Source organism: Ignavibacteriales bacterium (assembly GCA_026390595.1).
In the GTDB taxonomy this organism is placed as follows: Bacteria; Bacteroidota; Ignavibacteria; order UBA10030; family UBA10030; genus UBA9647.
In genome coordinates, this window is record JAPLFQ010000015.1 from 26,863 (window position 1) to 48,506 (window position 21,644).

The following is a 21,644-nucleotide window of genomic DNA, read 5'->3' on the forward strand; positions in this document are numbered from 1 at the left end:
GAGGAATCTGGAGAATCCGATGTTTCTTTTCCTTGATGAAAGCGGTGATCACGGACTTGTCAATGTCGATCCGCAGTTTCCGGTCTTCGTTCTGTGCGGGATTCTGGTTTCCGATACGGCGTATGAAGCCATCGACAGGGACGTGCGAGAACTGAAAAAGAAGTTCTGGGGAGAAAAGAAGGTCATTCTGCATTCTCGTGATATACGGAAGTGCGAGAATGAATTCCAGATTCTTTTCGACGGAGATCTCAAGAAAGCGTTCTATACGGAAATCAACAAGCTTGTTTCCGAATCAGCATACACGATTATCGCTTCCGCCATCAACAAAGAAAATCACATCAAGCAGTATGGCAAGCTGGCAAGTGACGTATACGAAATCTCGCTTTCATTCATCATCGAACGATCGGTGTTTTTTTTGGACGATCTGCAATCCGGAAACCGTCAGCTACGCATTGTTATCGAGAGAAGAGGCAAGAGGGAGGATGGACGGCTGCAGGAACACTTCCAGCGGCTTTGTTCACGGGGAACAGGGTATGTCACTCCTGACAGGATCCGTTCATACGGCATGGACATCGAGTTTCGATCGAAATCAGATGATGTGAATGGTCTGCAATTGGCCGATCTCGTCGCTTACCCGATGGCAAGGTATGTCCTGGATCCTAAACGGGCCAATCCCGCATTCGAGGTCCTTGAACCAAAAATCTATGAAAAAAGCGGGAGGCGGTATGGGTTGAAAGTGTTCCCATAAAAGCAACAAGCCCGCCGAAGCGGGCTTGAGTGCCGACCGGGGACACCCCGATCCAAGATCCTGATGAGAGCCAACGACCGCTAGAGCAATCATTGAATCCAACCATATAATAGCATTCTTTTGGCACCCGGTCAAGAAAAAAGCAGTTGTGGTTCGATTGTGCCAAGCGATGTGAATTCAAGAATGTTTAGACGTCAGCCACAGAGGATTGTATGTGCAGTCTTCTGCGATTTCTTCAGCATTCCTTCAATAATGCAAGTAATAGGGAATTACCATGGACAAAACCATCCTTGTCGTAGACGACGAAATGGCGATCCGCATGATACTCGAGACTCTTTTGGGGCAGCGATTTGACGTTGTGTGCCTCGAAAACGGCGAACAGGCGCTCGATTGGCTGAAGGAGAACAAGCTCCCGGATTGTATGATACTCGACCTTTCGATGCCCGGAATTGACGGCTTCGAGGTAATTCGCCGGATGCGCGAGGACCGGTCCCTTGCCCAGGTGCCGGTCATCGTCCTGTCATCCAAAGATAGCACAGCAGACAGGATCCGCTGCTCGACTCTCGGAGCGCACGAGTACGTGGTGAAACCGTTCCATCCGGCGGACTTAGAAGCCCGGATCGACAGTCTCTTCCGACGCCGTGGTTAGACCGCGTTTCTCGTTGTTTTTTTCTCAGTTTCTGAGTACATTTTCATTGCCCATTGGCCGTTGACCATTCACAATTGGCCATTGCTAGGGGGCTGTAGCTCAGCTTGGGAGAGCGCTTCGTTCGCAACGAAGAGGTCGTCGGTTCGAGCCCGATCAGCTCCACGATGTAGTTAATTAGTGAATAGTTAATTTGTTAATTGGTGGATGGTGAGAAATGCCGTCGAATTCCGCTAACCAATTAACCAATCACTAATTAACCAGCTTTTCATCCATCTCGGAGAGTTTCTTTGGTTTTTCTTACTTCATTGAGGTCAAGTCCTGTGCAACAAGACGTTGCTCAACCCCGCCAGGTCCGGAAGGAAGCAACGGTCGGCAAAGAGTTTTGTGTGACACAGGGTCGCTTGACCTCTTTTTATTTGTCGCAGTCAGGTGATCTGGCTGCTTCAGCCCGTAAAGCCCGCCCCGTTGGCTGTTCACTGCTCTGCGTGAGTGAATAAAAACCAGGCACATAACTCATGGTACTACTCATCTCTTTACTCATCATCTCACTTCTCACCACCAGTCTTACGCTTATGTGGACTGTGCCCTGCTACGCCTACCGGCGGACCGGGGTCATCATCCCGATCCCTTCCCGATATACGCGGCGTGAGGAGATCTGGTTGGCCCAACGCGAAGGTCGATCTGGACGGTTCTTTACACGAATTTCTCCCTGCGGCCGTTCGCCGCGCCAAATGGGGGTTCGTCCATTTTCGTCTGCTGCGATGAGTCTCATTCCCATACAGTGGAGTCTGAGGTGGATCGGATTCCCGCATGAAAAAGGAAATTGTTATCAATTCCACGGCGAACGAACATCGTATCGCCATTCTTGAAGATGGAAAACTCGCTGAGCTTTTTGTAGAGACACCCGGTAAGGAGCGCATGGTGGGGGATATTCATCTTGGCAAGGTTGCCAAGGTAATGCCCGGCATTCGTGCGGCCTTCATCGACATCGGCCTTCAGCAAGACGCATTCCTTCATTTCTCCGACATCGGTTCCTCGATATCCGAATACAACGCCCTGTTCGAAGACGACGATGATGATGATCACGAGCCGTCTTCCGCTGCTCCCGCGACCGCTCCAGGCGAATCTCCCTCGACAAACGTTCCCCCGCCGTCCCACGACTCACGTAGATCCGGCCAGACGAATGGCGACAGCCAACGTCATCACCGGACTGACCGGGAAGTGAGTATTCAGAAGGGGCAGGACATTCTGGTGCAAATCACGAAAGAACCTGTCGGCAAGAAGGGTGTGCGGGTGACATCCGAAATCTCCCTTCCGGGCCGGTTCCTGGTGCTGCTTCCGTTTGACGGCAAAGTCGGAGTCTCGAAGAAACTTGCCGACTTCAAAGAAAAGAGAAGGCTGCGGAGAATCGTACGCCCGATCCTTCCACCGGGCTTTGGAGCAATTATCCGGACTGTCGCCGAAGGGAAGGAAGACAACCTGATCAAACAGGACCTTGAAGAATTGCTCAGGGTCTGGTCGAACATCGAAAAGGCGGTCAAGACCGAGAACCCGCCGGCATTGGTCTACAAAGACATGAGCACGACTTCGAGCGTGATCCGCGATCTCTTCGGGGACCGGGTTGAACGCGTTGGTGTGGATGACAAGAAGCTGTTCAAGGAGATCAAGGCGTACGTCCAGTGGATGTCCCCTGACATGCTCGACCGGCTGGAATTCTACAAGGGGAAGGAACCGATCTTCGACAAGTACGGGGTGGAGAAGGATATCCAGACGCTTATGAGCAAGAAGGTGTGGCTCAAGAGCGGCGGATACATCTTCATCGAGAAGACGGAAGCGATGACTGTGATCGATGTCAACAGCGGCAGGTACGCGGCGAAGAGAGAGCAGGAACTGAATTCGCTCAGGACCGACCTCGAGGCCGCGCGCGAAATGACGCGCCAGCTTCGTCTCCGGGATATCGGCGGTATCATCGTGATCGATTTCATCGACCTCGACGATGACAAGAACAGAAAGAAAGTGTATGATGAGGTGAAGAAGGAGCTCAAGCGCGACCGCGCCAAGACAACGGTGCTGCCGATGACCGAATTCGGTCTTATGCAGATCACCCGGCAGCGGATTCGTCAGAACGTGCAGATGAGTCTCAGCGACGCGTGCCCCACCTGCGGCGGAACGGGCCTCGTGCAATCGAAGACATCGACGCTGAACCAGATCGAGCGGTGGATCCGGAGGTTCAAATCGGAATCCCGCGAGTTCCGCCTCCAGCTTCACGCCAATCCGAACACTGCGGGCTATCTCACCCAGGGGACCATCAGTCGCATGACGAAAATCATGTTCAAGTTCTTCGTCAAGGTGAAGGTCGTTGAGGACCCGGCGCTTGCGATGGATGATTTCCGGTTCTTCTCGGTGAAACAGAATAAAGATATCACGGAGCAGTATAAGATGTAGGTCCAGGCACGGAATTCGAAACCCCAAACAAATCCGGCGCGCGAAACAAGGCAAACCAAGCCTGCTTTCCAGATTTGAATTTTGGATTTCCTTCGAATTTCCTGCCTGCCGGCAGGCGATAGTAGGATTTCGTATGTATCCCTGAGGTAACGGCATTATTTGGAGGAATCGCTCATGAAGTTCTTCATCGACACCGCGAACATAGCAGAGATCAGGGAAGCAGCGAGCATGGGAGTGCTGGATGGTGTCACCACCAATCCGAGCCTTGTCGCAAAAGAGGGGAAGGATTTTCGAAAGCTGCTGGAGGAGATCTGCAGCATCGTCGACGGGCCGATCAGTGCAGAGGTGGTCTCGACAGATTTTGACGGAATGATGAAGGAAGGGCGTGATCTCTCCAAGATTCACAAGAATATCGTTGTGAAGGTGCCCCTGATTAAGGACGGGATCAAGGCAGTCAAGGCCTTAAAGGGCGAAGGTATCCGGACGAATGTGACTCTTTGTTTCTCTCCGACGCAGGCGCTTGTCGCAGCAAAAGCCGGGGCATATTTCATAAGCCCTTTTATAGGTCGCCTTGACGATATCAGTCACAACGGGATGGACCTCATCCGTCAGATCGTGACAATTTATCGCAACTATCACTTTGAAACGCAAGTGCTCGTCGCGAGCGTGCGCCATCCGCTTCACGTTGTCGAAGCGGCAATGATCGGAGCGGACATTTGCACGATTCCGTTCAAAGTCATCGAGCAACTCATCAAACATCCCCTCACGGACTCCGGACTCCAGAAGTTCCTGGAGGATTGGAACAAGAGCCAGAAGAAATAGCCATGAAGAAGACTGCTTTTACAGATATCCACCGGTCGCTCGGCGCGAAATTGGTCGACTTTGCCGGGTTTGAAATGCCCGTACAGTACAGCGGCATCATCGATGAACACCTTGCGGTACGGAACAATGTCGGCATCTTTGATGTCACACATATGGGTGAATTCATTGTCCGCGGCAAGGACGCGGCTGCCTTCCTGCAGCGGATGACAATCAACGATGTCTCGAAGCTCTTTGAAGGACGCGTCCAGTATTCGGCGCTTTGTTACGACGATGGCGGAATCGTCGACGATCTGCTGGTCTATCACTGTGGTGATCACTACATGCTTGTGGTGAACGCCTCCAACACGCAGAAGGACTTTGACTGGTTGAAGTCGCATCTGAGTGGCGATGTCGATCTGCAGGACCGCAGCGCATCGTTTTCTCTGCTGGCTGTCCAGGGACCGCACTCGCTCACGACACTGCAGAAACTTACGGGCGTCAACCTCTCGCCCATTGAATACTATCATTTCGTACGCGGCACGCTGGCCGGCGTCGACATGATAATTTCTAGGACGGGCTACACGGGTGAGCTTGGCTTCGAGCTCTACTTTGACTCTGATTTTGCCGTCGGGAAAAAAGTCTGGGATGCAGTATTCGAGGCGGGGAAAGAGTTTGGTATCAAGCCGATTGGCCTCGGTGCGCGCGATACATTGCGGTTGGAAATGGGATATTGTCTATACGGCAACGACATCGATCAGACCACGAATCCCCTGGAAGCCGGACTGGGATGGATCACCAAACTGAGCAAGGGAGACTTCGTGGGAAAGCCGGCGATCGCGAAGGTGAAACAGGAAGGGTTGAAACGATCACTCGTCGGATTCAATCTCTCCGAAAAAGCGGTTGCCCGGCACGGCTATCCGCTCTCATCAAGCGGCGTCGAGATTGGACATGTCACGAGCGGCACGTTCTCTCCTACTCTCGAGCGAGCGATCGGGCTTGGGTACGTTGCCGCAGGATCCGGCAATCCGGGGAACTCCATAGCGGTGCTCATACGCGGCAAGGAAGTCGGGGCATCGATCGTGACTCTGCCGTTTATCCAAAAGTAAAATCAGACAGGTTGTTATCGCATGAGACTAGACGTTCGATTTGATCCTTTTGAGCTTGACGAACTGGAGCTTCGGGGAAAAAACATCATCGTGATTGATGTGCTGCGTTCAAGCACCACGATCGCGGTGGCACTAAACAACGGCGCCCGGGAGATCATCCCGGTCGAGAGTATCGAAAACGCCGTCAAGATTTCGGGGAGCCTTTTTGGGGATGTGACACTGCGCGGGGGCGAACGGAATGGGAAGACCATCCAGGGCTTCAACCTCGGAAACTCTCCTCTCGAGTATACCGAAGCGACCGTGAAAGGGAAGTCCATCATTTTCTGCACGACGAACGGGTCGGTGGCGATGTATAAGAGCCGGTTCGCCCAGAACCTGGCCATCGGGACGTTCGTGAATATCTCCAAAGTGATCGACTTCATCAAGGAAATCAAGCAGGATTTTGTTCTCATCTGCGCCGGGCGGGCAAATGCGTTCAGCAATTTCAGCCTGGAGGATGCCGTCTGTGCGGGAATGATTGTACACAAGCTTGCCGCGGCCAAGGAACTGGCGGTGGAACTGACGGATTCCGCTCTTGCTTCCCAATCGCTCTACAAGACCTATGGCCGGTCGCTGCTTAAGATGATGAAGAACACCGAACACGGCCGGTATCTCACAGAAATCGGCTTCCTGGAAGACATCAAGATCGCTGCTGCCGTTGACTCGTATGCGATTCTTCCGATTCTCAGCGGGAACGTGATCAAACTCAAGCGCGAGGAACCGCGCCACGCCGACGGTGAGAACCCGGCAAACGCTAAACCGGGCTCGTGAGCTGCATCTGAACACTATGGCCGAACCAACCAACCAACCCAAAGACGCACAGAAGAAAAAGAACCCCGATCGGCGACGACAGATCTGGTCGTTCCTCGGGATTCTCTTTTCCTTCATGCTTTTGCTGAGCCTTGTGTCGTACACTCCCGCCGATCAGTCCAACGGGCAGGTGCGTATCGTGGACCTTTGGAAAGTGCTGACTCCGGACGAGGCGCTCCAGGCGAAGGCCGACAGGACGCAGAATCTCCTTGGCTTGCTCGGTGCTATACTCTCGAACTGGTTCATCAACTCAACTATCGGGTACGGCATCATCGCGCTCCCGTTCCTCGGGCTGGCGTGGTCATGGTATTTGCTGCGGAAGAAGGAGCTGCACAAACTCATCCTCGCCACCAACTACGTTGTTGCCATTGCGCTTCTGTTTTCAGCCCTGATGGGCTCGATGCGGCTCATCGGCGATGTCCCGATACTCGCGATGGAATGGAGCGGTACTGTCGGGGACTTTGCCGCGAATACGCTGTATAAGCTGATCGGCTTGGTGGGAAGCTTCTTGCTTCTTCTGGGACTTCTCGCCGTCGTCTTGACCCTTCTGGTTGATCTTGATATCCAGCAAACCTATGAACGATTGCAGGAATTGCTGGCCCGGTTGATGGCGTGGATCCGCAGGAAGAGGTCAGAGTCGAAGCTCGAAGCGGCGAAAGAAGCAGAATCCCCGGCCCCTCGACGATCCGTCGAAATCAAACGCGATGCTCAGGAACATGTGCCGCCCCCGCCGATCATGCGGAAACCCCCGGTGAGGGAAGAGCGGCCGGAAGTTCAGCCTCCCGTTCTCCACGAGGAAGCGGACGAAGATCCGGCACCGCGTGAGCCCGAAGGCGACTTGCCTCTGGATATCAACGCGCCGGTGAAGGAAGAAGAAGTGAACTTCGATGAGCGGCCGGCTGCAGAAGACGTCGAAGAAGAAGAGATAGACTACATATTCCCCTCAGTCGAGCTGCTCGATATCGCACGAACGTCAGAAGAAGTGGACGAAGAAGAGCTGAAGGCGAATGCAGAGCTCCTGCGGTCAAAGCTGGCGGATTTTGGTGTCGAAATCGAAAGCGTCTCTGTGACGCCCGGCCCGGTGGTGACGCTCTATGAAATCGTGCCTGCGACCGGAGTCAAGATCAGCAGAATCGAAAGCCTCCAGGACGACATCGCCCTCGCTCTCAAAGCCCGAGGCATCCGCATCATCGCTCCGATCCCTGGAAAGGGGACTGTGGGTGTTGAGATTCCGAACCACAATCCCGCACTGGTAACGCTCCGCGGGATCATCAATTCCTCCAAGTTCCGGGATTTCAAAGGCGCTCTGCCGCTCGCGCTCGGGAAGACGATCACCGGCGAAGCCTGCGTGGACGATCTGGCCAAGATGCCTCACCTCCTCATCGCCGGAGCGACGGGATCGGGAAAGAGCGTCGGTATCAACACGATTATCACGAGCCTGATCTACAGGCTCCATCCGAGCGACGTCAAGTTCATTATCATCGATCCGAAGAAGATCGAGCTGTCGCAATATGGAAAGTTGAACAAGCATTTTCTCGCTGTGTGCCCCGATATCGATGAAGAAATCGTTACCACCCCGGGGAACGCGGTGCTCGTGCTCAAGAGCGTCGAAATCGAGATGGAGAACCGGTATGACCGCCTCGCTGCGGCCGGCGTGCGGAATATCGCGGACTACAACGAAAGGCTGAAATCGGGCCGTCTGCATGACACCGAAACCATCAAGCACAGGAAGCTTCCGTACCTCGTAATTGTGGTTGACGAACTTGCCGACCTGATGATCACGGCGGCAAAAGAAGTTGAAGAGCCGATCGCGCGCCTCGCGCAGCTTGCGCGGGCTGTCGGTATCCATCTCGTCCTGGCCACCCAGAGACCATCGGTGGACGTCATCACCGGCGTGATCAAGGCGAATTTCTCTGCGCGCGTCGCATACCAGGTGGCGTCGAAAATCGATTCCCGCACCATTCTCGACATGAATGGGGCGGATCAGCTGCTTGGGAACGGCGACATGCTGTACCTCGCCGCCGGGAGCCCGAAACCAATTCGAGTGCAGAACGCGTTCATCTCCGCTGACGAAGTGGAGAGGGTCGTTCAGCACATCTCGAAACAAAAGGGATACAGTCATCCAACCATGCTTCCTTCCGTCTTCGAGAAGAAGAAGGCGAGCAGTGCAGCTGGCGGTGGATCGACCGATGAGTTGTTTGAAGAAGCCGCGAAGATCATCGTGCGGCATCAGCAGGGATCGGTCTCACTTTTGCAGCGGCGGCTGAAGGTCGGCTATTCGCGGGCCGCCCGGCTCATCGACGAACTGGAAGCGGCGGGCATCGTCGGACCGTTCGACGGCAGCAAGGCGCGCGAGGTGCTCGTGGAGACTGATGCTGAACTGGATATTATTTTGAGGAGTCTGTGATGCGAAGTGTTGTGTTTGGGCTGTTGGTGTTCAGCGGAATTGCCCTGGGTCAGCAGAAGGAATACACCGTCAAAGAAGTCACCGACCGGATGCAGAAGAAATACGAGTCGATACAGGACGCGACTGCCCGGTTCACTCAGCACGTGAAATTCGGGTTCTCGAAGATCGAGCAGAGCTTTTCGGGAACGCTCAAGATGAAGAAGCCGCACCGGTACCGCGTCGAAACAGAGTACCAGACGCTCGTCACCGACGGCACGACGGTGTGGTCGTTCTCGCCGGTCAACAAGCAGGTCCTCATCGACCGGTACAAAGAAACAGGCGACTCGTTCACGCCCGAACAGTTTCTTCTGAATCTTCCGTCGAATTATTACGTGACCCTTGTTCAGCCCGAGGCCGGTTCAGAGAAGTCGACGATCATGCTGAAGCTTGTTCCGAAGGACGATCAGTCCTTCATCAAGTCGATGAAGGTCTGGGTGGACGAAGGTTCGTGGGTTGTCAAGAAAGTCGAAATGCTCGACGTCAATGACACGGAAAAGATCTACACGGTCCAGGAAATCAAGATCAATACGAACCTGAAGGACACCACGTTCGCGTTCACAGCCCCGCAGGGCACAGAAGTCGTCGACTTGCGTTAACCATCCATCATCCCTCATGCCATCACGACTCAAGAAAGTCCTTCAGACTGCCCTGGGGTTTCTCCTCGCCGGCCTCTTTCTGTTCCTCGCGTTTCGCGGTGTGAGTATCAAGGAGTTATGGGCCTCTCTCCAGGACGTCGATTATGTCTGGGTTGCGCTCCTCGTTCCTATTGTGGTCATCAGTCACTGGTTGCGGGCGGTGCGCTGGGCGTACCTCCTTGCCCCGATCAAGGAGAACATCCCGACCCGGAACCTGTTTTCAGCCGTCATGATCGGTTTCATGGTGAATAACCTGCTTCCCCGCGTCGGCGAGGTGACGCGCCCGTTTGCGATCGGCAAGTCTGAAAATATCTCGAAAAGTTCAGCGTTCGGGACTGTCGTGATCGAACGAATCATCGACATGGTCGTTTTTCTCTTCATCCTCTGCCTGATGCTTTTCCTGTATCCTGGTTCTCTGGATCCATTCTTCAGCAACGTGAATGCCGTCAGGCCGTTTTTCTTCATCGGATCCATCGGATTCCTGGTCTTCTTCGTTGTTCTCTTCTTCAAGGCAGAATCGCTCTTCCGGCTTCTGAGCTTTCTCAAACGATTCATTCCGAAGCGGCTGGAGGCCAAATACCAGTCGCTCCTTGATTCGTTTCTCAGCGGGTTTGCGGTTTCCAAGATGCGGAAACAATACCCCATGATCGTGGTGCTAAGTCTCCTGATCTACTTTTTCTATGCGCTGAGTCTCTACGTTCCCTTCTATGCATTCCACACCATGGCAGGACACAACCTGGACTTCGGCGCTTCCGTTATTCTGCTGACGATTTCCACGATCGCCTTCGCGTTCCCTGCCCCCGGGGCTCTGGGGACGTATCATCAATTTCTTTCTTTTGCCTTGGTCCGCCTCTACGGTGTCGACAATGTAACGGCGCTCAGCTATTCGATTATTACTCACGAAATGGGGTACATCATCACGACGGTGGTGGGACTCTACTACTTCTTCAAAGACCACCTGCACATTTCCGAGGTGGTCAACGGAACTTCCGACAACGAGATGGTTTGAATATGAAACAAGTGACGCAACACAACAAAACAGGCGATGTGCGTGTGGAGGAGGTGCCGATTCCGGCATTGAAGCCCGGTTTCGTGCTTGTCAGAACGCACTGTTCGCTCATCAGCGCCGGAACGGAACGGGCGGGCATCAACCAACGCAAGGCCTCGCTGCTCCAAAGGGCGAAAGCGCAGCCCGAACTCGTCCGGTTGGTTCTGGATCAGGTGAGGCAATACGGACTCATCAGCACGTATCGCCGGGTGCAGACCAAACTTGAATCGACTGCACCGATCGGCTACAGCGTCGCGGGTGAGGTTGTTGCCGCAGGGGGGAAGGAGTTGCCGGTGAAAGCGGGTGACTTTGTCGCGTGTGCCGGGGCGAACTACGCGAACCATGCCGAGTACGTGGTAGTCCCGATGCATTTGTGCGCCAGGATCCCGAAGGGAGTTAAACTTGACGATGCGGCATACACGACTCTCGGGTCGATCGCCCTCCAGGGAATCCGGCAGGTCAATCCGACGCTCGGGGAAACCGTTGTGGTCATCGGTCTTGGCCTTCTTGGCCAGTTGACGATTCAGATGCTGAAAGCAAATGGATGTATTGTGGTCGGAATCGACCTGGACGATACCTCGGTCAAACTCGCCAGGCTGAGTGGTGCTGATGTCGCAGTTCGTCGTGATACCGGCGATGTGAAGAATGTCGTCCGATCGGCCACCAAGGGGCTGGGAGCTGACGCGGTGATTATCACCGCGGCGACGCAAAGCAATGACACCGTGGAATTGGCCGGTGAACTGTGCCGGGAGAAGGGGCGGGTCGTGTTGGTGGGAGATGTGGGGTTGACACTTCCCAGGGCTCCGTACTACATGAAAGAGCTTGATTTCAGATTGTCGCGGTCGCTCGGCCCTGGCCGATATGATCCCGAATACGAAGAGCGAGGGAAAGACTATCCGGCGTCATACGTGCGGTGGAGCGAAAACCGCAACATGCTCGAATTCCTCCGGCTTCTCTCGACTGGTCAGGTCGATCTTCACCACCTGACGACACACCGGTTCCCGCTTGACGAAGCCCAGGCCGCATATGCGTTGATTACGAGCGTATCGTCGAAGAAGCATGAACACTTCATCGGTGTCCTGCTCGACTATGAAAAATCAGACGCGGAAGTCTTCGAGCAGCTGCCCCGCTCAGTGAAGGTTTCAACAAAAAAGGCCGAAGTGGGTCCCAAGGTGAGTCGTGTGGGATTCATCGGAGCCGGAAGTTTCGCACAAGGCTTCCTCCTCCCGCACATCGGACGATCGCAGACGACGTCGCTCGTGACAGTCTGCAACGGGAATGGTCTCAATGCCACGAACGTTGCGCGGACGTTTGGTTTCGAAAACGCCACCAGTGACCCCTCTGAAGTGTTCAAGAATGAATCGATTAATACGGTCTTTATCGCGACACGCCACAACCTGCACGCGTCGCTCACGGTGGATGCACTCAAGTCGGGGAAGAGCGTCTTTGTGGAAAAACCCCTCGCGTTGAATGCCTCCGAACTCAGGGAAATCCAGAATGCTTGCGAATCGGCCTCCGCTGCCGGCAAGGAGCCGTTGCTGATGGTCGGCTTCAACCGCAGATTTGCCCCTCAGGTGGTGCACGCCAGGAGGTTTTTCGAAAACGCAGTGGGCCCGTATGTGATGCAGTACCGGGTGAGCGCCGGATTCGTTCCGAAGAGTCATTGGACGCGGGATTCGGCTGAAGGGGGCGGAAGGATCATCGGCGAAGTCTGCCATTTTGTCGATTTGATGCAGTACATCACATCATCTCAGCCCGTCAAGGTTTTTGCGGAATCGCTCTCCGCGGCATCCGGCGGTGCGTCGGATGATGATTCAGTACTCATCACGGTCAAATTCCAGGACGGCTCCGTCGGAACCATCACCTATCTGGCAAACGGGGATGCTTCTCTCCCGAAGGAGCGATTGGAAATCTCGTCGACCGGAAGGACTGCCGTGATCGATAATTTCCAGCGCCTTTCGCTTTATCAAAACGGGAAGAAGCGTGAGTTCAAGCTCTCCAGTGTCGACAAAGGTCATCGCGCTGAAGTGCGCGAGTTCTTGACGGCAATCGAGGAGGGAAAGCCTTCGCCAATTCCACTGCAGAGTCTCATTGCGACGACGCAGGCGACATTCAAGATTATGGAATCGCTGCAAGTCGGAGTGCCGGTTTCCCTGTGAGACCAGGGAAGGTTTCAGCCGGATACGCCTTCGTGCTGTTCTTCGGCGGTTTTCTTCAGTCATCGAGCGCACAACAGTCGCCGCTTCAGAATGCCAATCGGTTCTTCGATGTCACCGCAGGGCTCGGCATCGCCGTTCATTCGACTCCGCTGCTTGCCAACTACATCAATGCTCTGGCGCAGCCGCCACTCGATCAGAGGGTTGATCAGTTCAATTCGGCCGCTGAATTCTATGTGATTCCCGAGCTCCAGGTCTCGCGTGATTGGAGTGTTGGAATCGAATACAGCATGCTTCTAAAGTCGTACTCCATCGACAGTCGATCGGCGTATGCGCGGACGGAGATTGCGTATGAAGTCCATATGCCTTCGGTGCTTCTCCACTACCTGGTGTTCGGTGACGGGTTCAGGCTGAAGTTCGGGGGCGGCGCCGGCTACCATTTCGCGAAGTTCGATCAGTCATTCCCGCTGATCGGTGCAGGTGAGACGTTTCGCATCAGCGGGCCCGGTTTCAAGATCGACGCCGTCGGGAATACGAAATTCGATGATACATTCTATGGGAGCATCGGGATTGATCTGCGGTGGGATTTTCTTGGCGCGTTGTCGCGCAGTGCCGGGGCATCCCAGGTTGCGCGGAGTGGTCCGGATCTTCCGAAGATGAATTTTTTCAATGCCGGAGTGAAATTCGGCGTCACGTTTCAACTCTTTTAAACTATCGTTCGCCAATGTCCATTTTGCAGGCTGCCATACTTGGATTGCTTCAGGGTCTCACAGAGTTCCTCCCTGTGAGCAGTTCTGGCCATCTGGTATTCTTCAAGCAGCTCCTCAACGTCAGCAATCCGGAGATGCTTTCGTTTGACGTCTTCGTGCATTTCGGAACGCTCATTTCAGTGTGCATCATTTTCCGAAAGGACATCGGTCACATTTTCAGGTCGTTCTTGGAAGCTGCCCGGACACAGACCTGGAAGGCGGCGTATGCGACGAACGAGTACTTCCGCCTGGGCACGGCAATCATCATCGCTTCGGTGCCGGCGGCGGTTGTCGGGTTGATATTCCACGATCAGATTGCTGAGGCGTTTCGCGATCCGAAGCTGGTGTCGGTCAACCTCGTCGTGACGGGTTTGTTCTTGTTCCTGACCCGGTTTCCGGTGGCACTCGAGGGTAAGCGCGTGGGAGCCGTGTCTGGATTTATTATTGGTATCGCGCAATCGGTGGCGATCCTGCCCGGAATATCACGTTCAGGATCGACGATCAGCACCGCATTGTTCCTTCACATTCCCCCCGCGCTTGCCGCACGATTTTCTTTTCTCCTTTCTGTTCCCGTTATTGCGGGGGCGGCATTGCTGGAAACGAAGACAATCGTCCACCAGGGGGCCGAAATCGGATTTGGCCCGTTCATCGTGGGAGTTGTTGCCGCAGCAATCATGGGATATGTCTCGATCAAGCTCCTGCTTCGCATCATCGAGCGGGGCCGATTCAGCTGGTTCGCGTTCTATTGCTTTGTCGCCGGCATCGCAGGCATTCTTTTCATTTCGTGAAAGGAATCAATGAAACGATCACTTATAGTGCTGCTCATTCTTTTTCTCATAATCATAACTGAAGGGTGCCAGAAGAAAACCGTGAATGCCACACTTGAGACCTCGAAGGGGACGATTGAAATCGAACTGTTTCAATCAGACGCCCCAAAGACCGTAGCCAATTTCACTGGCCTTGCCGAGAAGGGTTACTTCAACGGGATTATTTTCCACCGGATTTCCAAAGGGTTCGTCATCCAGGGGGGTGACCCAACCGGAACGGGGACTGGAGGGAAGAGTATCTACGGGAAGGAATTCGAGGATGAATTGAATCCTTCGACGCCCTCCTATCAGGCCGGGTATGTCCGCGGAACGCTCGCTATGGCCAACCGCGGCCCCAACACGAATACGAGCCAGTTTTTTATCATGCTGCGCGACATTCCTGGTATGCCGAAGAACTATACGATTTTCGGGAAAGTCACGAAGGGGTTGGACGTCGTCGATTCCATCGCCGCTGTCGAGATCACTCCGCAGATGGGTCCGAATGACGGAAAGCCGAAAGTGGATGTGGTGATGAAGAAAGTGACCATTGTGAAGTAAATGGCATTTGGTTAATTGGTTAAATGGTGATTGGTTCAACAACCATCGAACCACTCACCAATGAACCGTGGAGTTTTTCGAAGAACCTTGATGACCTACGCTGAATTCCTACAATCGTTCAAGTCGGACCACTTTGCGCCGATCTATCTCTTTCATGGAGAAGAAGACCTTCTCATTGATGAAGGAATACAGCTGATCGTCTCGAAAGCACTCGACGAAGGGACGAAGGGCTTCAATCTCGACGTAGTCTATGGCAGCAAAGCCGAGGCGAAGGACGTTGTGGCGCATGCGACATCGTTCCCGATGATGAGCGCGAAACGCGTGGTTGTTGTAAAGGAGTTTGAAAAACTCGCGACCACAGAGATCGCGAAGGAAATCGTTTCAGCCTACGTGAACAATCCGCTCGAATCGACAGTGCTCGTGCTTGTCTCGATCGCCCCGGATTTTCGCAAGAAGCCCTTCACGGATCTCAAGAAGAGGGCGGAAGTGATTGAATGTAAGCCTCTCTACGACAACCAGGTGCCTGCCTGGATCGCTGAACGCATCAAACGTCAGGGAAGAGAGGCAAATGCCGAGGCGTGCCGCCTCATGCAGGCTTATGTGGGGAATTCTCTCAGATCCCTTCAGAACGAGATCGACAAGCTCTTTGTTTTCATCGGTGACCGGAAAAAGGTAAACGTCGAGGATATCGCGGCGGTCGTCGGAGCGACAAAAGGGTACACGATCTTCGAACTCCAGAACGCGATCGGGCGGAAGGATGCAAAGGAATCCATCAGGATTCTTGAACGGATGCTCGAAGCCGGCCAGGCGCCCCTGATGATCATTGTGATGCTGACACGGTTCTTCACTCAGCTGTGGAAGCTCTCAGATATGAAGGCCCGGAGAATGGGCGAGCAGGAGATCGCGCGTGAAATCGGTGTGCCGCCCTACTATGTCAAGCAGTATATTGAGTTCCGATCCAACTTCGACGTTGACCAGATCGAGCAGAACTTCAAAGCGCTGCTCGAAGCCGACACAGTGATGAAATCGACATCGCGTGATCCTCATCTGGTCCTCGATCTTCTCGTCCTCTCGCTGATGCACCGCTCCACTGAGCCTGTCGGCAACCTGCTCTGACAATGTCTGCCCGGTTTCTCACCGCTGTGCTGTTCGGTTTCCTCGCCGCGGCGGCATCCTGCGCAGCGCGCTTGCTCACCCTCAGCGGCTCTCTCGCCACGTTCATCCTGGCTGTCATTATTTACGGCACCGGAGGGTGGCGATGGACGGTACCGATCGTCACCTTCTTCCTCCTTTCAAGCCTACTTTCGAGGTACGGCCGATCTCAGAAAACGATGTTCGACGAGGTGTTTGAGAAATCAAGCACGCGTGACTGGGGACAGGTCTTGGCCAATGGAGGCGTCGCCGGTCTGATCGCGGTTCTTTCCGGATTGTTTCCCCTCTACGATTTCTATCCTCTCTATCTTGGATCGCTTGCCGCAGTTACCGCTGACACATGGAGTACGGAGATCGGAGTGTTGGGGAAGGGAAGAACCTATTCCGTGGTTTCGTTCAGGCCCGTAGAGCCCGGGACGAGCGGTGGAGTTTCAGAGTATGGATCGATGGGAGGAGCCGTGGGTGCAGCTGTGGTGGCACTCTCAGGATATCCCTGGTACACGGAGCTTCGGACGACGCTCGTTGTCGTGACGGCAGGCATCGCAGGCAGTCTTGCCGACAGTCTGCTCGGAGCGACGGTGCAGGCTCAGTTCAAGTGTGTTGTGTGCGAAAAAACTACGGAGCGAAAAATCCACTGCGGCAAAACCACGAAGCTTGCCCGCGGAATCCCGTGGTTTGGTAACGATGTTGTGAACGGTCTGTGCGCGCTGGCAGGAGCGCTCGTCGTGTGGGGGCTTCTGTTGCTCCGGTTGTAGGTCGAAATGCCATTTCGACCACATTGAACCGGTGAACATCCAATGGCGAACAACGAATAACGAATCATGAAGTATGGTGCACTTATCTCACTCTCCACAACAAATCTGCAACGGTATCCTGCTTTCCTTCGAACTTGAATCTGAACAGTTTTGCCTGGTCGAAGTGATCGAGGCAGGACTTCACGCTGGCGTTGTCCCCATTCGTGGGGAAGAGCGAAGCGTTTCTTCAGTTCTTCTTCGCGTGCGCCAGGGGTCATTGCCATTGCCCTTCTCCTTCACGTTTCTAGAAGCTGCCACAAAAATCCTCACGCCCGCCTGCCTCTGGAATTGCCCGAGGCGGGCAGGCAAAGGCGCCAGGCTGCAAGAAAACCGTTGGGAAATCAAACCATCATTACCTGCTTTGCGTTCGTTGTTTACACCGACGCTCGTTGTCGGGGCGGCTTTGTGTGAAAGTTCTCGAAGGGGCCTCTAGCCTTTCTGGAAAATGAAAATGTATTCGTGCTTGAAAAGGTAGAACCCGCCGGCCAGGGCACGGAACCTCCAGAGCTCCTTCTGACTCCTCTTGCCCATGGTCTCCTCGAAGTTCTTGACTACGATGCTCTTGAGTTTGTAATTTCTTTTCAAGACTTCGTTCATCACCATGAAGCCGAGCGGCTTCCATTCCCCCTTCTCATATTTGTCGCCGATGACGACTGCGAGCATGCGGCCATCGTCCAGAGCCGGCGTAACATTGTCGACGACTGCTCCAAATTGCTCCGCGAAATCTTCCGGCGTCCGGGTATTCGAAAGATCACGGCGGCTCTTGCTGAACTGAATAATGTTGTGGTAGGGTGGATGGAGGATGACCAGCTGGACAGATTGTGTTTCATACTTCCGCAGAACCTGCTTGATATTGATAGTCCTGCTATCGCCGACCTCCAGTCCAACGATTGTTCCGGTGCTTTCGGCGTGATTTCCTTTCAGCGTTTGTCCGACCTTCTTCGCCACGGACGACTGGAGTTCAATGCCGATGCAATTCCGTTTCAGTCGCTGCGCTTCCAGCAGGGTCGTCCCGCTCCCTGCGAACGCATCAAGGACCCAATCTCCCGATTTCGTGTATCTCATCATCAACTGATGCGGTATCTGCGGAATGAAATTTCCCCAGTACCAGGACGAGTGACCGCCGGTTCCATCCCGGCGGTCGAGGAGCCAGAGACTGTCCGTCAGGATCGTCTTGTATTCCTTCCAGCGATTGAGGTTGATGTCGTTGATCTTGCGGGTCTTGACCTTGATGAGGGAGCGTTTCAATCTGTCAAGGTAGTACCGGGCCCTCGGGAGGGTTTTTGTGCGTTCGATCTGATCGAGTTGAGAAAGGAAATGGTCCCGGGGAATGCTTGCCAGGGGAGATTCGTCGTTGGAAGACCCAAGCGTGAGGATCGTGTTCGAGTCTGACGAGAGGCGCTCTTTCAGCGACCTGATACCCGAATGAACAGTTCGAATTCTCCCCACTTCGAGCAGACGGTCAATTGCCTCGAGAATGTCCACATCGTTGCCGGAAGTGAATGAGGCCATGGGATTGCCGGAAAGAGAAATGCTCTCTGTTCTGACCAAGATACAGATTTCCCGGTTCATTGCAAAGACGCGGCGTCGGGGTGCGGCATGGGGGAGTTTCTCCTTGATTTTGGGACGAAAAGAATTAGCTTTACTCGCACCCAGCCAACCCGATCCCATTTCTTATCCATTGACCGGTCATGCTCAATTACATTTGGATTTCGCTCATTGCTATCGGAATTCTTGTTGCAGTGGGAAACGACATCCGCGACGAGGTCCAGAACACCTACCGCAACGGCCTTCCTTTGGAAGCGTCCGTCGTGATTCATAAATCACCCACCTCGCTCAGGCAAACATGGGAGGGTGAACTTCTGCTCACGGCCGAGGCATATAACGACTTCTATGGAGCCAAATCGACCGCATCCGATGTCCGTCAGCCGGTCGTCATCAGTATAGTCTCGGGAATGGAATCTCAAATCGCTCTCCCCATTGTTCCGGCGACACCTGATCGTTGGAGGGAAATGGCGAAGTCCGCTGCAAACAGGGAGAGATTAACCGGAGTGGTGCGAACAATGACGATCGCGCCGGACCAGCAGACGGCCAGGGTCCAGGTCGTTATCGAGCCCGTCCGCTTCGTGAAGATGAAAGCAGTCACGCAGGCGGCGCTCGACTACGCTTCGACGGCTGTCACTATTGCACTGGGCCTGATCGGGGTCATGGCACTCTGGCTTGGCGTGATGAAAGTTGCCGAAGAGGCGGGCCTTCTCCGGATTGTCACAAGGATGCTGACCCCGATTACCAGGAGATTGTTCCCGGATATTCCGACGGATCATCCGGCAATCGGGGCGATGATCATGAATATTGCCGCAAACATGCTCGGTCTCAGCAACGCAGCGACACCGCTGGGGCTGAAGGCGATGGAGGAACTGAACAAACTCAATCCGAAGACCGGGACCGCCACGAACTCCATGATCACATTCCTCACGATCAATACCGGCGGTCTTATCCTGATTCCTGCGACTGCCATAGCGGTACGCGCGTCGGCTGGTTCGGCAAATCCTGGAATTATCATCGGCACCTCAATCTTCGGAGCCGCGTGCGCAACAGCGGCCGGTGTGATCGCGGCAAAACTCCTCCAGAGGCTTCCTAGGTATCGGAAAGATTTTGAAGCAGAGCCGGGAAAGGGGGTGTCCCATGGGTGATCTCTTCCGTGCAATCATCAACGTGGTCTCCATCCTGGCCATCCCGCTTCTTCTTCTCATTTTCCTCGGGTACGGCATCTTGAAGAAGGTCCGCGTGTACGAGGTCTTCGTGGAGGGAGCAAAAGAAGGGTTCACGACTGCCATCCGCATTATTCCATATCTCGTCGCGATGTTGTTCGCGATCGGCATCTTCCGTGCGAGCGGAGCTCTGGAATTGCTCACAGCTCTACTTGCGCCTGCAACGAATCTCATCGGCATGCCTCCGGAGACTCTTCCCATGGCGCTCATGAGGCCGCTTTCCGGAAGCGGGTCGCTTGGAATTATGACAGAGCTGATGAAAGTCCATGGCCCCGATTCCTTCATTGGAATCCTGGCATCGACCATGTACGGAAGCTCTGAGACGACGTTCTACGTGCTCGCTGTCTATTTCGGATCGGTCCAGATCAAGAATACCCGTCACGCAGTGCCGGCAGGCTTGATCGCCGATGTCTTCGGCATGCTCGGTGCCGTGCTGATCTGCAGAATTCTATTCGGAGCATAAATGAAATCGACTGTGCGGCCTTTCGAGATACTTCTTATTTGGGGTTTGCTGGCTTTCGCGTTCCATGAAGCGATCGCTCAAACTCCCTTGGGGCAGCCCTCGCGGTTCTCAGCGCTGAAGGATCAACAGTCGATCACCGGCGGCGTTGGCATGACGATCATCGATGGGAAGCCGTATTACCTCTTCAATCTTACACCTGAGCTTTCGTTTGGGAAAATCGGCGTTGGGCTGGACATCAATATCCGCGTTGGCGAAGACGGGAAGGTGCGCCACGAGGATTTTAAGGATGCCTACAGTTACCTCCGGCTCATCCGGTATCTCCGCTACGGTGCGAAACATGAACCCTTGTATGCCCGCGTAGGGTCACTCGACTACTCTCGCATCGGTCACGGCTCTATCATGTACATGTATCGGAACACGGCAAGTTACGATCTGAGAAAGGTTGGAGTCGAGTTTGACGCTGATTTTCAAAAGGTCGGTTTCGAGTCGATGTACAGCGATGTTGCCGGCCGAGGCGTCCTCGGCCTTCGCGGGTACGCGCGGCCTCTGCAATTCACAGATGCCGTTGCCCTGCCGATTATCGGCGGGCTCGAGGCAGGCGTGACCTTCGCTTCGGACCTGAACGCCAACGCGAACCAAACATGGGGAGACGCGCGTGGGAGCACTGGCAGCGCTCAGGGAGGAGGAGCGCTTTCGGTCATCGGTGTTGACCTAGGACTTCCTCTCCTGTCCCACGACGTTGTGCATTCCACCCTGTATGCCGACTATGCGAAGATCCTCACGTACGGGAGCGGAGCTACCGTCGGAATTAATCTAGAGCTAAGAGGGCTCGGCCTTGTGACTTTTGACGCGAAATACGAGAGACGGTTCGTGGGAGATCATTTCGTTCCATCCTATTTTGACGCGTTCTATGAGAGAGACAGGTATCAACTTCTCGACACGACGCGGTTCATAAGCAAGGCACAGATGTTGAAAGGGGCGCAATCGTACGACGGCTATTTTGGAGAACTGCTGATCAGCATCCTCAACACATTCAATATCGTCGGAGGATACCAGGCTCCTGTAGGAGTGCCGAATGGCGGCACGCTTCACCTCGAACTTGAGACGATGAAAGCGCTGCCGGGCATTCTTTTCAACGCCGGATACGATAAGAAGAACGTGGGAGCGATTTTCAAACTTGACAACAATTCACTCCTCTATGCTCAGGTCGGCTATCAGCCCATGCCATACCTCGTTGTGTCGATGCTCTATCAATGGACGTTTTCCGAAGTGCGTGATGAAGTGACGGGAAAAGTCACCGGCTACGAGCCGCAGAAGCGGATTGAGCCCAGAGTTGGATTCGTTGTTCACTTCTGAGTATGATCGAGGCAGGGTTGAAGGGCTTTTTAGTTGCTTTTCTTGGGTTGAGTGGCTATCTTTTTTCCGCCGTAATGGGTCTGCAGCTCTGATATTTGCACACGGCACGCAT

The 21,644-nt window shown here is 54.2% G+C and carries 19 protein-coding genes, 1 tRNA gene and 1 other RNA gene; 20 read left to right on the top strand and 1 reads right to left on the bottom strand.

The features are described from left to right. Window positions 1–19 precede the first annotated feature (19 nt). The 17 genes from NTU47_06075 to NTU47_06155 all read left to right on the top strand — a co-directional run bounded on the left by NTU47_06075 (window position 20) and on the right by NTU47_06155 (window position 16,903). Window positions 20–748: a DUF3800 domain-containing protein gene (locus tag NTU47_06075; GenBank protein MCX6133366.1), complete on the top strand. Its 729-nt coding sequence runs from the start codon at window positions 20–22 to the stop codon at window positions 746–748. Between the two features lie 274 nt (window positions 749–1,022). Beyond that, window positions 1,023–1,397: a response regulator transcription factor gene (locus tag NTU47_06080; protein MCX6133367.1), complete on the top strand. Its 375-nt coding sequence runs from the start codon at window positions 1,023–1,025 to the stop codon at window positions 1,395–1,397. Between the two features lie 88 nt (window positions 1,398–1,485). Then, window positions 1,486–1,559: transfer RNA gene (locus NTU47_06085), tRNA-Ala, on the top strand. Window positions 1,560–1,706: 147 nt separating this feature from the next. Then, an RNA gene (gene ffs, locus NTU47_06090) (signal recognition particle sRNA small type) lies at window positions 1,707–1,807 on the top strand. 400 nt (window positions 1,808–2,207) lie between these two features. Then, window positions 2,208–3,842 carry an Rne/Rng family ribonuclease gene (locus NTU47_06095; protein MCX6133368.1) on the top strand — a complete coding sequence of 545 codons (1,635 nt, stop codon included), beginning with the start codon at window positions 2,208–2,210 and terminating at the stop codon, window positions 3,840–3,842. Between the two features lie 174 nt (window positions 3,843–4,016). Continuing rightward, a complete protein-coding gene (gene fsa / locus NTU47_06100) occupies window positions 4,017–4,664 on the top strand; it encodes a fructose-6-phosphate aldolase (protein ID MCX6133369.1) in 648 nt (215 codons plus the stop codon). A gap of 2 nt (window positions 4,665–4,666) precedes the next feature. Beyond that, the gene (gcvT, locus tag NTU47_06105) at window positions 4,667–5,749 is read left to right on the top strand and encodes a glycine cleavage system aminomethyltransferase GcvT (protein ID MCX6133370.1); all 1,083 of its coding nucleotides are present in this window, start codon (window positions 4,667–4,669) and stop codon (window positions 5,747–5,749) included. A 21-nt stretch (window positions 5,750–5,770) separates the two neighbouring features. Beyond that, on the top strand, window positions 5,771–6,559 hold the full coding sequence (locus tag NTU47_06110) for a 2-phosphosulfolactate phosphatase (GenBank protein ID MCX6133371.1): 789 nt from the start codon (window positions 5,771–5,773) through the stop codon (window positions 6,557–6,559). Between the two features lie 16 nt (window positions 6,560–6,575). Then, window positions 6,576–9,005, top strand: coding sequence for a DNA translocase FtsK 4TM domain-containing protein (locus NTU47_06115; GenBank protein ID MCX6133372.1), 2,430 nt, complete (start codon window positions 6,576–6,578; stop codon window positions 9,003–9,005). Then, on the top strand, window positions 9,005–9,640 hold the full coding sequence (gene lolA, locus NTU47_06120) for an outer membrane lipoprotein chaperone LolA (protein ID MCX6133373.1): 636 nt from the start codon (window positions 9,005–9,007) through the stop codon (window positions 9,638–9,640). Before NTU47_06115 ends, lolA begins: the two co-directional genes overlap by 1 nt. A 16-nt stretch (window positions 9,641–9,656) precedes the next feature. After that, entirely contained in the window at window positions 9,657–10,688 is a 1,032-nt protein-coding gene (locus NTU47_06125; protein MCX6133374.1) for a lysylphosphatidylglycerol synthase transmembrane domain-containing protein, read from the top strand. A 2-nt stretch (window positions 10,689–10,690) separates the two neighbouring features. After that, window positions 10,691–12,886, top strand: a complete 2,196-nt coding sequence (locus NTU47_06130; protein MCX6133375.1) for a bi-domain-containing oxidoreductase — start codon at window positions 10,691–10,693, stop codon at window positions 12,884–12,886. Further along, on the top strand, window positions 12,883–13,593 hold the full coding sequence (locus NTU47_06135; protein MCX6133376.1) for a hypothetical protein: 711 nt from the start codon (window positions 12,883–12,885) through the stop codon (window positions 13,591–13,593). Before NTU47_06130 ends, NTU47_06135 begins: the two co-directional genes overlap by 4 nt. Window positions 13,594–13,607: 14 nt before the next feature. Continuing rightward, on the top strand, window positions 13,608–14,420 hold the full coding sequence (locus NTU47_06140) for an undecaprenyl-diphosphate phosphatase (GenBank protein ID MCX6133377.1): 813 nt from the start codon (window positions 13,608–13,610) through the stop codon (window positions 14,418–14,420). A 9-nt stretch (window positions 14,421–14,429) separates the two neighbouring features. Beyond that, on the top strand, window positions 14,430–14,996 hold the full coding sequence (locus NTU47_06145; protein ID MCX6133378.1) for a peptidylprolyl isomerase: 567 nt from the start codon (window positions 14,430–14,432) through the stop codon (window positions 14,994–14,996). Window positions 14,997–15,086: 90 nt separating this feature from the next. Next, entirely contained in the window at window positions 15,087–16,112 is a 1,026-nt protein-coding gene (holA, locus tag NTU47_06150) for a DNA polymerase III subunit delta (protein MCX6133379.1), read from the top strand. 2 nt (window positions 16,113–16,114) lie between these two features. Continuing rightward, window positions 16,115–16,903 (top strand): DUF92 domain-containing protein, encoded by a 789-nt coding sequence (locus NTU47_06155; protein ID MCX6133380.1) that lies wholly within the window; start codon window positions 16,115–16,117, stop codon window positions 16,901–16,903. A 468-nt stretch (window positions 16,904–17,371) separates the two neighbouring features. Here NTU47_06155 and NTU47_06160 read toward each other — a convergent pair whose 3' ends face one another. Next, window positions 17,372–18,454, bottom strand: coding sequence for a DNA methyltransferase (locus tag NTU47_06160; protein ID MCX6133381.1), 1,083 nt, complete (start codon window positions 18,452–18,454; stop codon window positions 17,372–17,374). Between the two features lie 179 nt (window positions 18,455–18,633). Here NTU47_06160 and NTU47_06165 point away from each other — a divergent pair, with 179 nt between their 5' ends. From NTU47_06165 to NTU47_06175, 3 genes are read left to right on the top strand one after another with little or no spacing between them, the layout of a single operon-like run. Next, window positions 18,634–19,635 carry a hypothetical protein gene (locus tag NTU47_06165; GenBank protein MCX6133382.1) on the top strand — a complete coding sequence of 334 codons (1,002 nt, stop codon included), beginning with the start codon at window positions 18,634–18,636 and terminating at the stop codon, window positions 19,633–19,635. After that, window positions 19,628–20,176, top strand: coding sequence for a spore maturation protein (locus tag NTU47_06170; protein ID MCX6133383.1), 549 nt, complete (start codon window positions 19,628–19,630; stop codon window positions 20,174–20,176). Before NTU47_06165 ends, NTU47_06170 begins: the two co-directional genes overlap by 8 nt. After that, window positions 20,177–21,532: a hypothetical protein gene (locus tag NTU47_06175; GenBank protein ID MCX6133384.1), complete on the top strand. Its 1,356-nt coding sequence runs from the start codon at window positions 20,177–20,179 to the stop codon at window positions 21,530–21,532. Window positions 21,533–21,644: the final 112 nt, after the last annotated feature.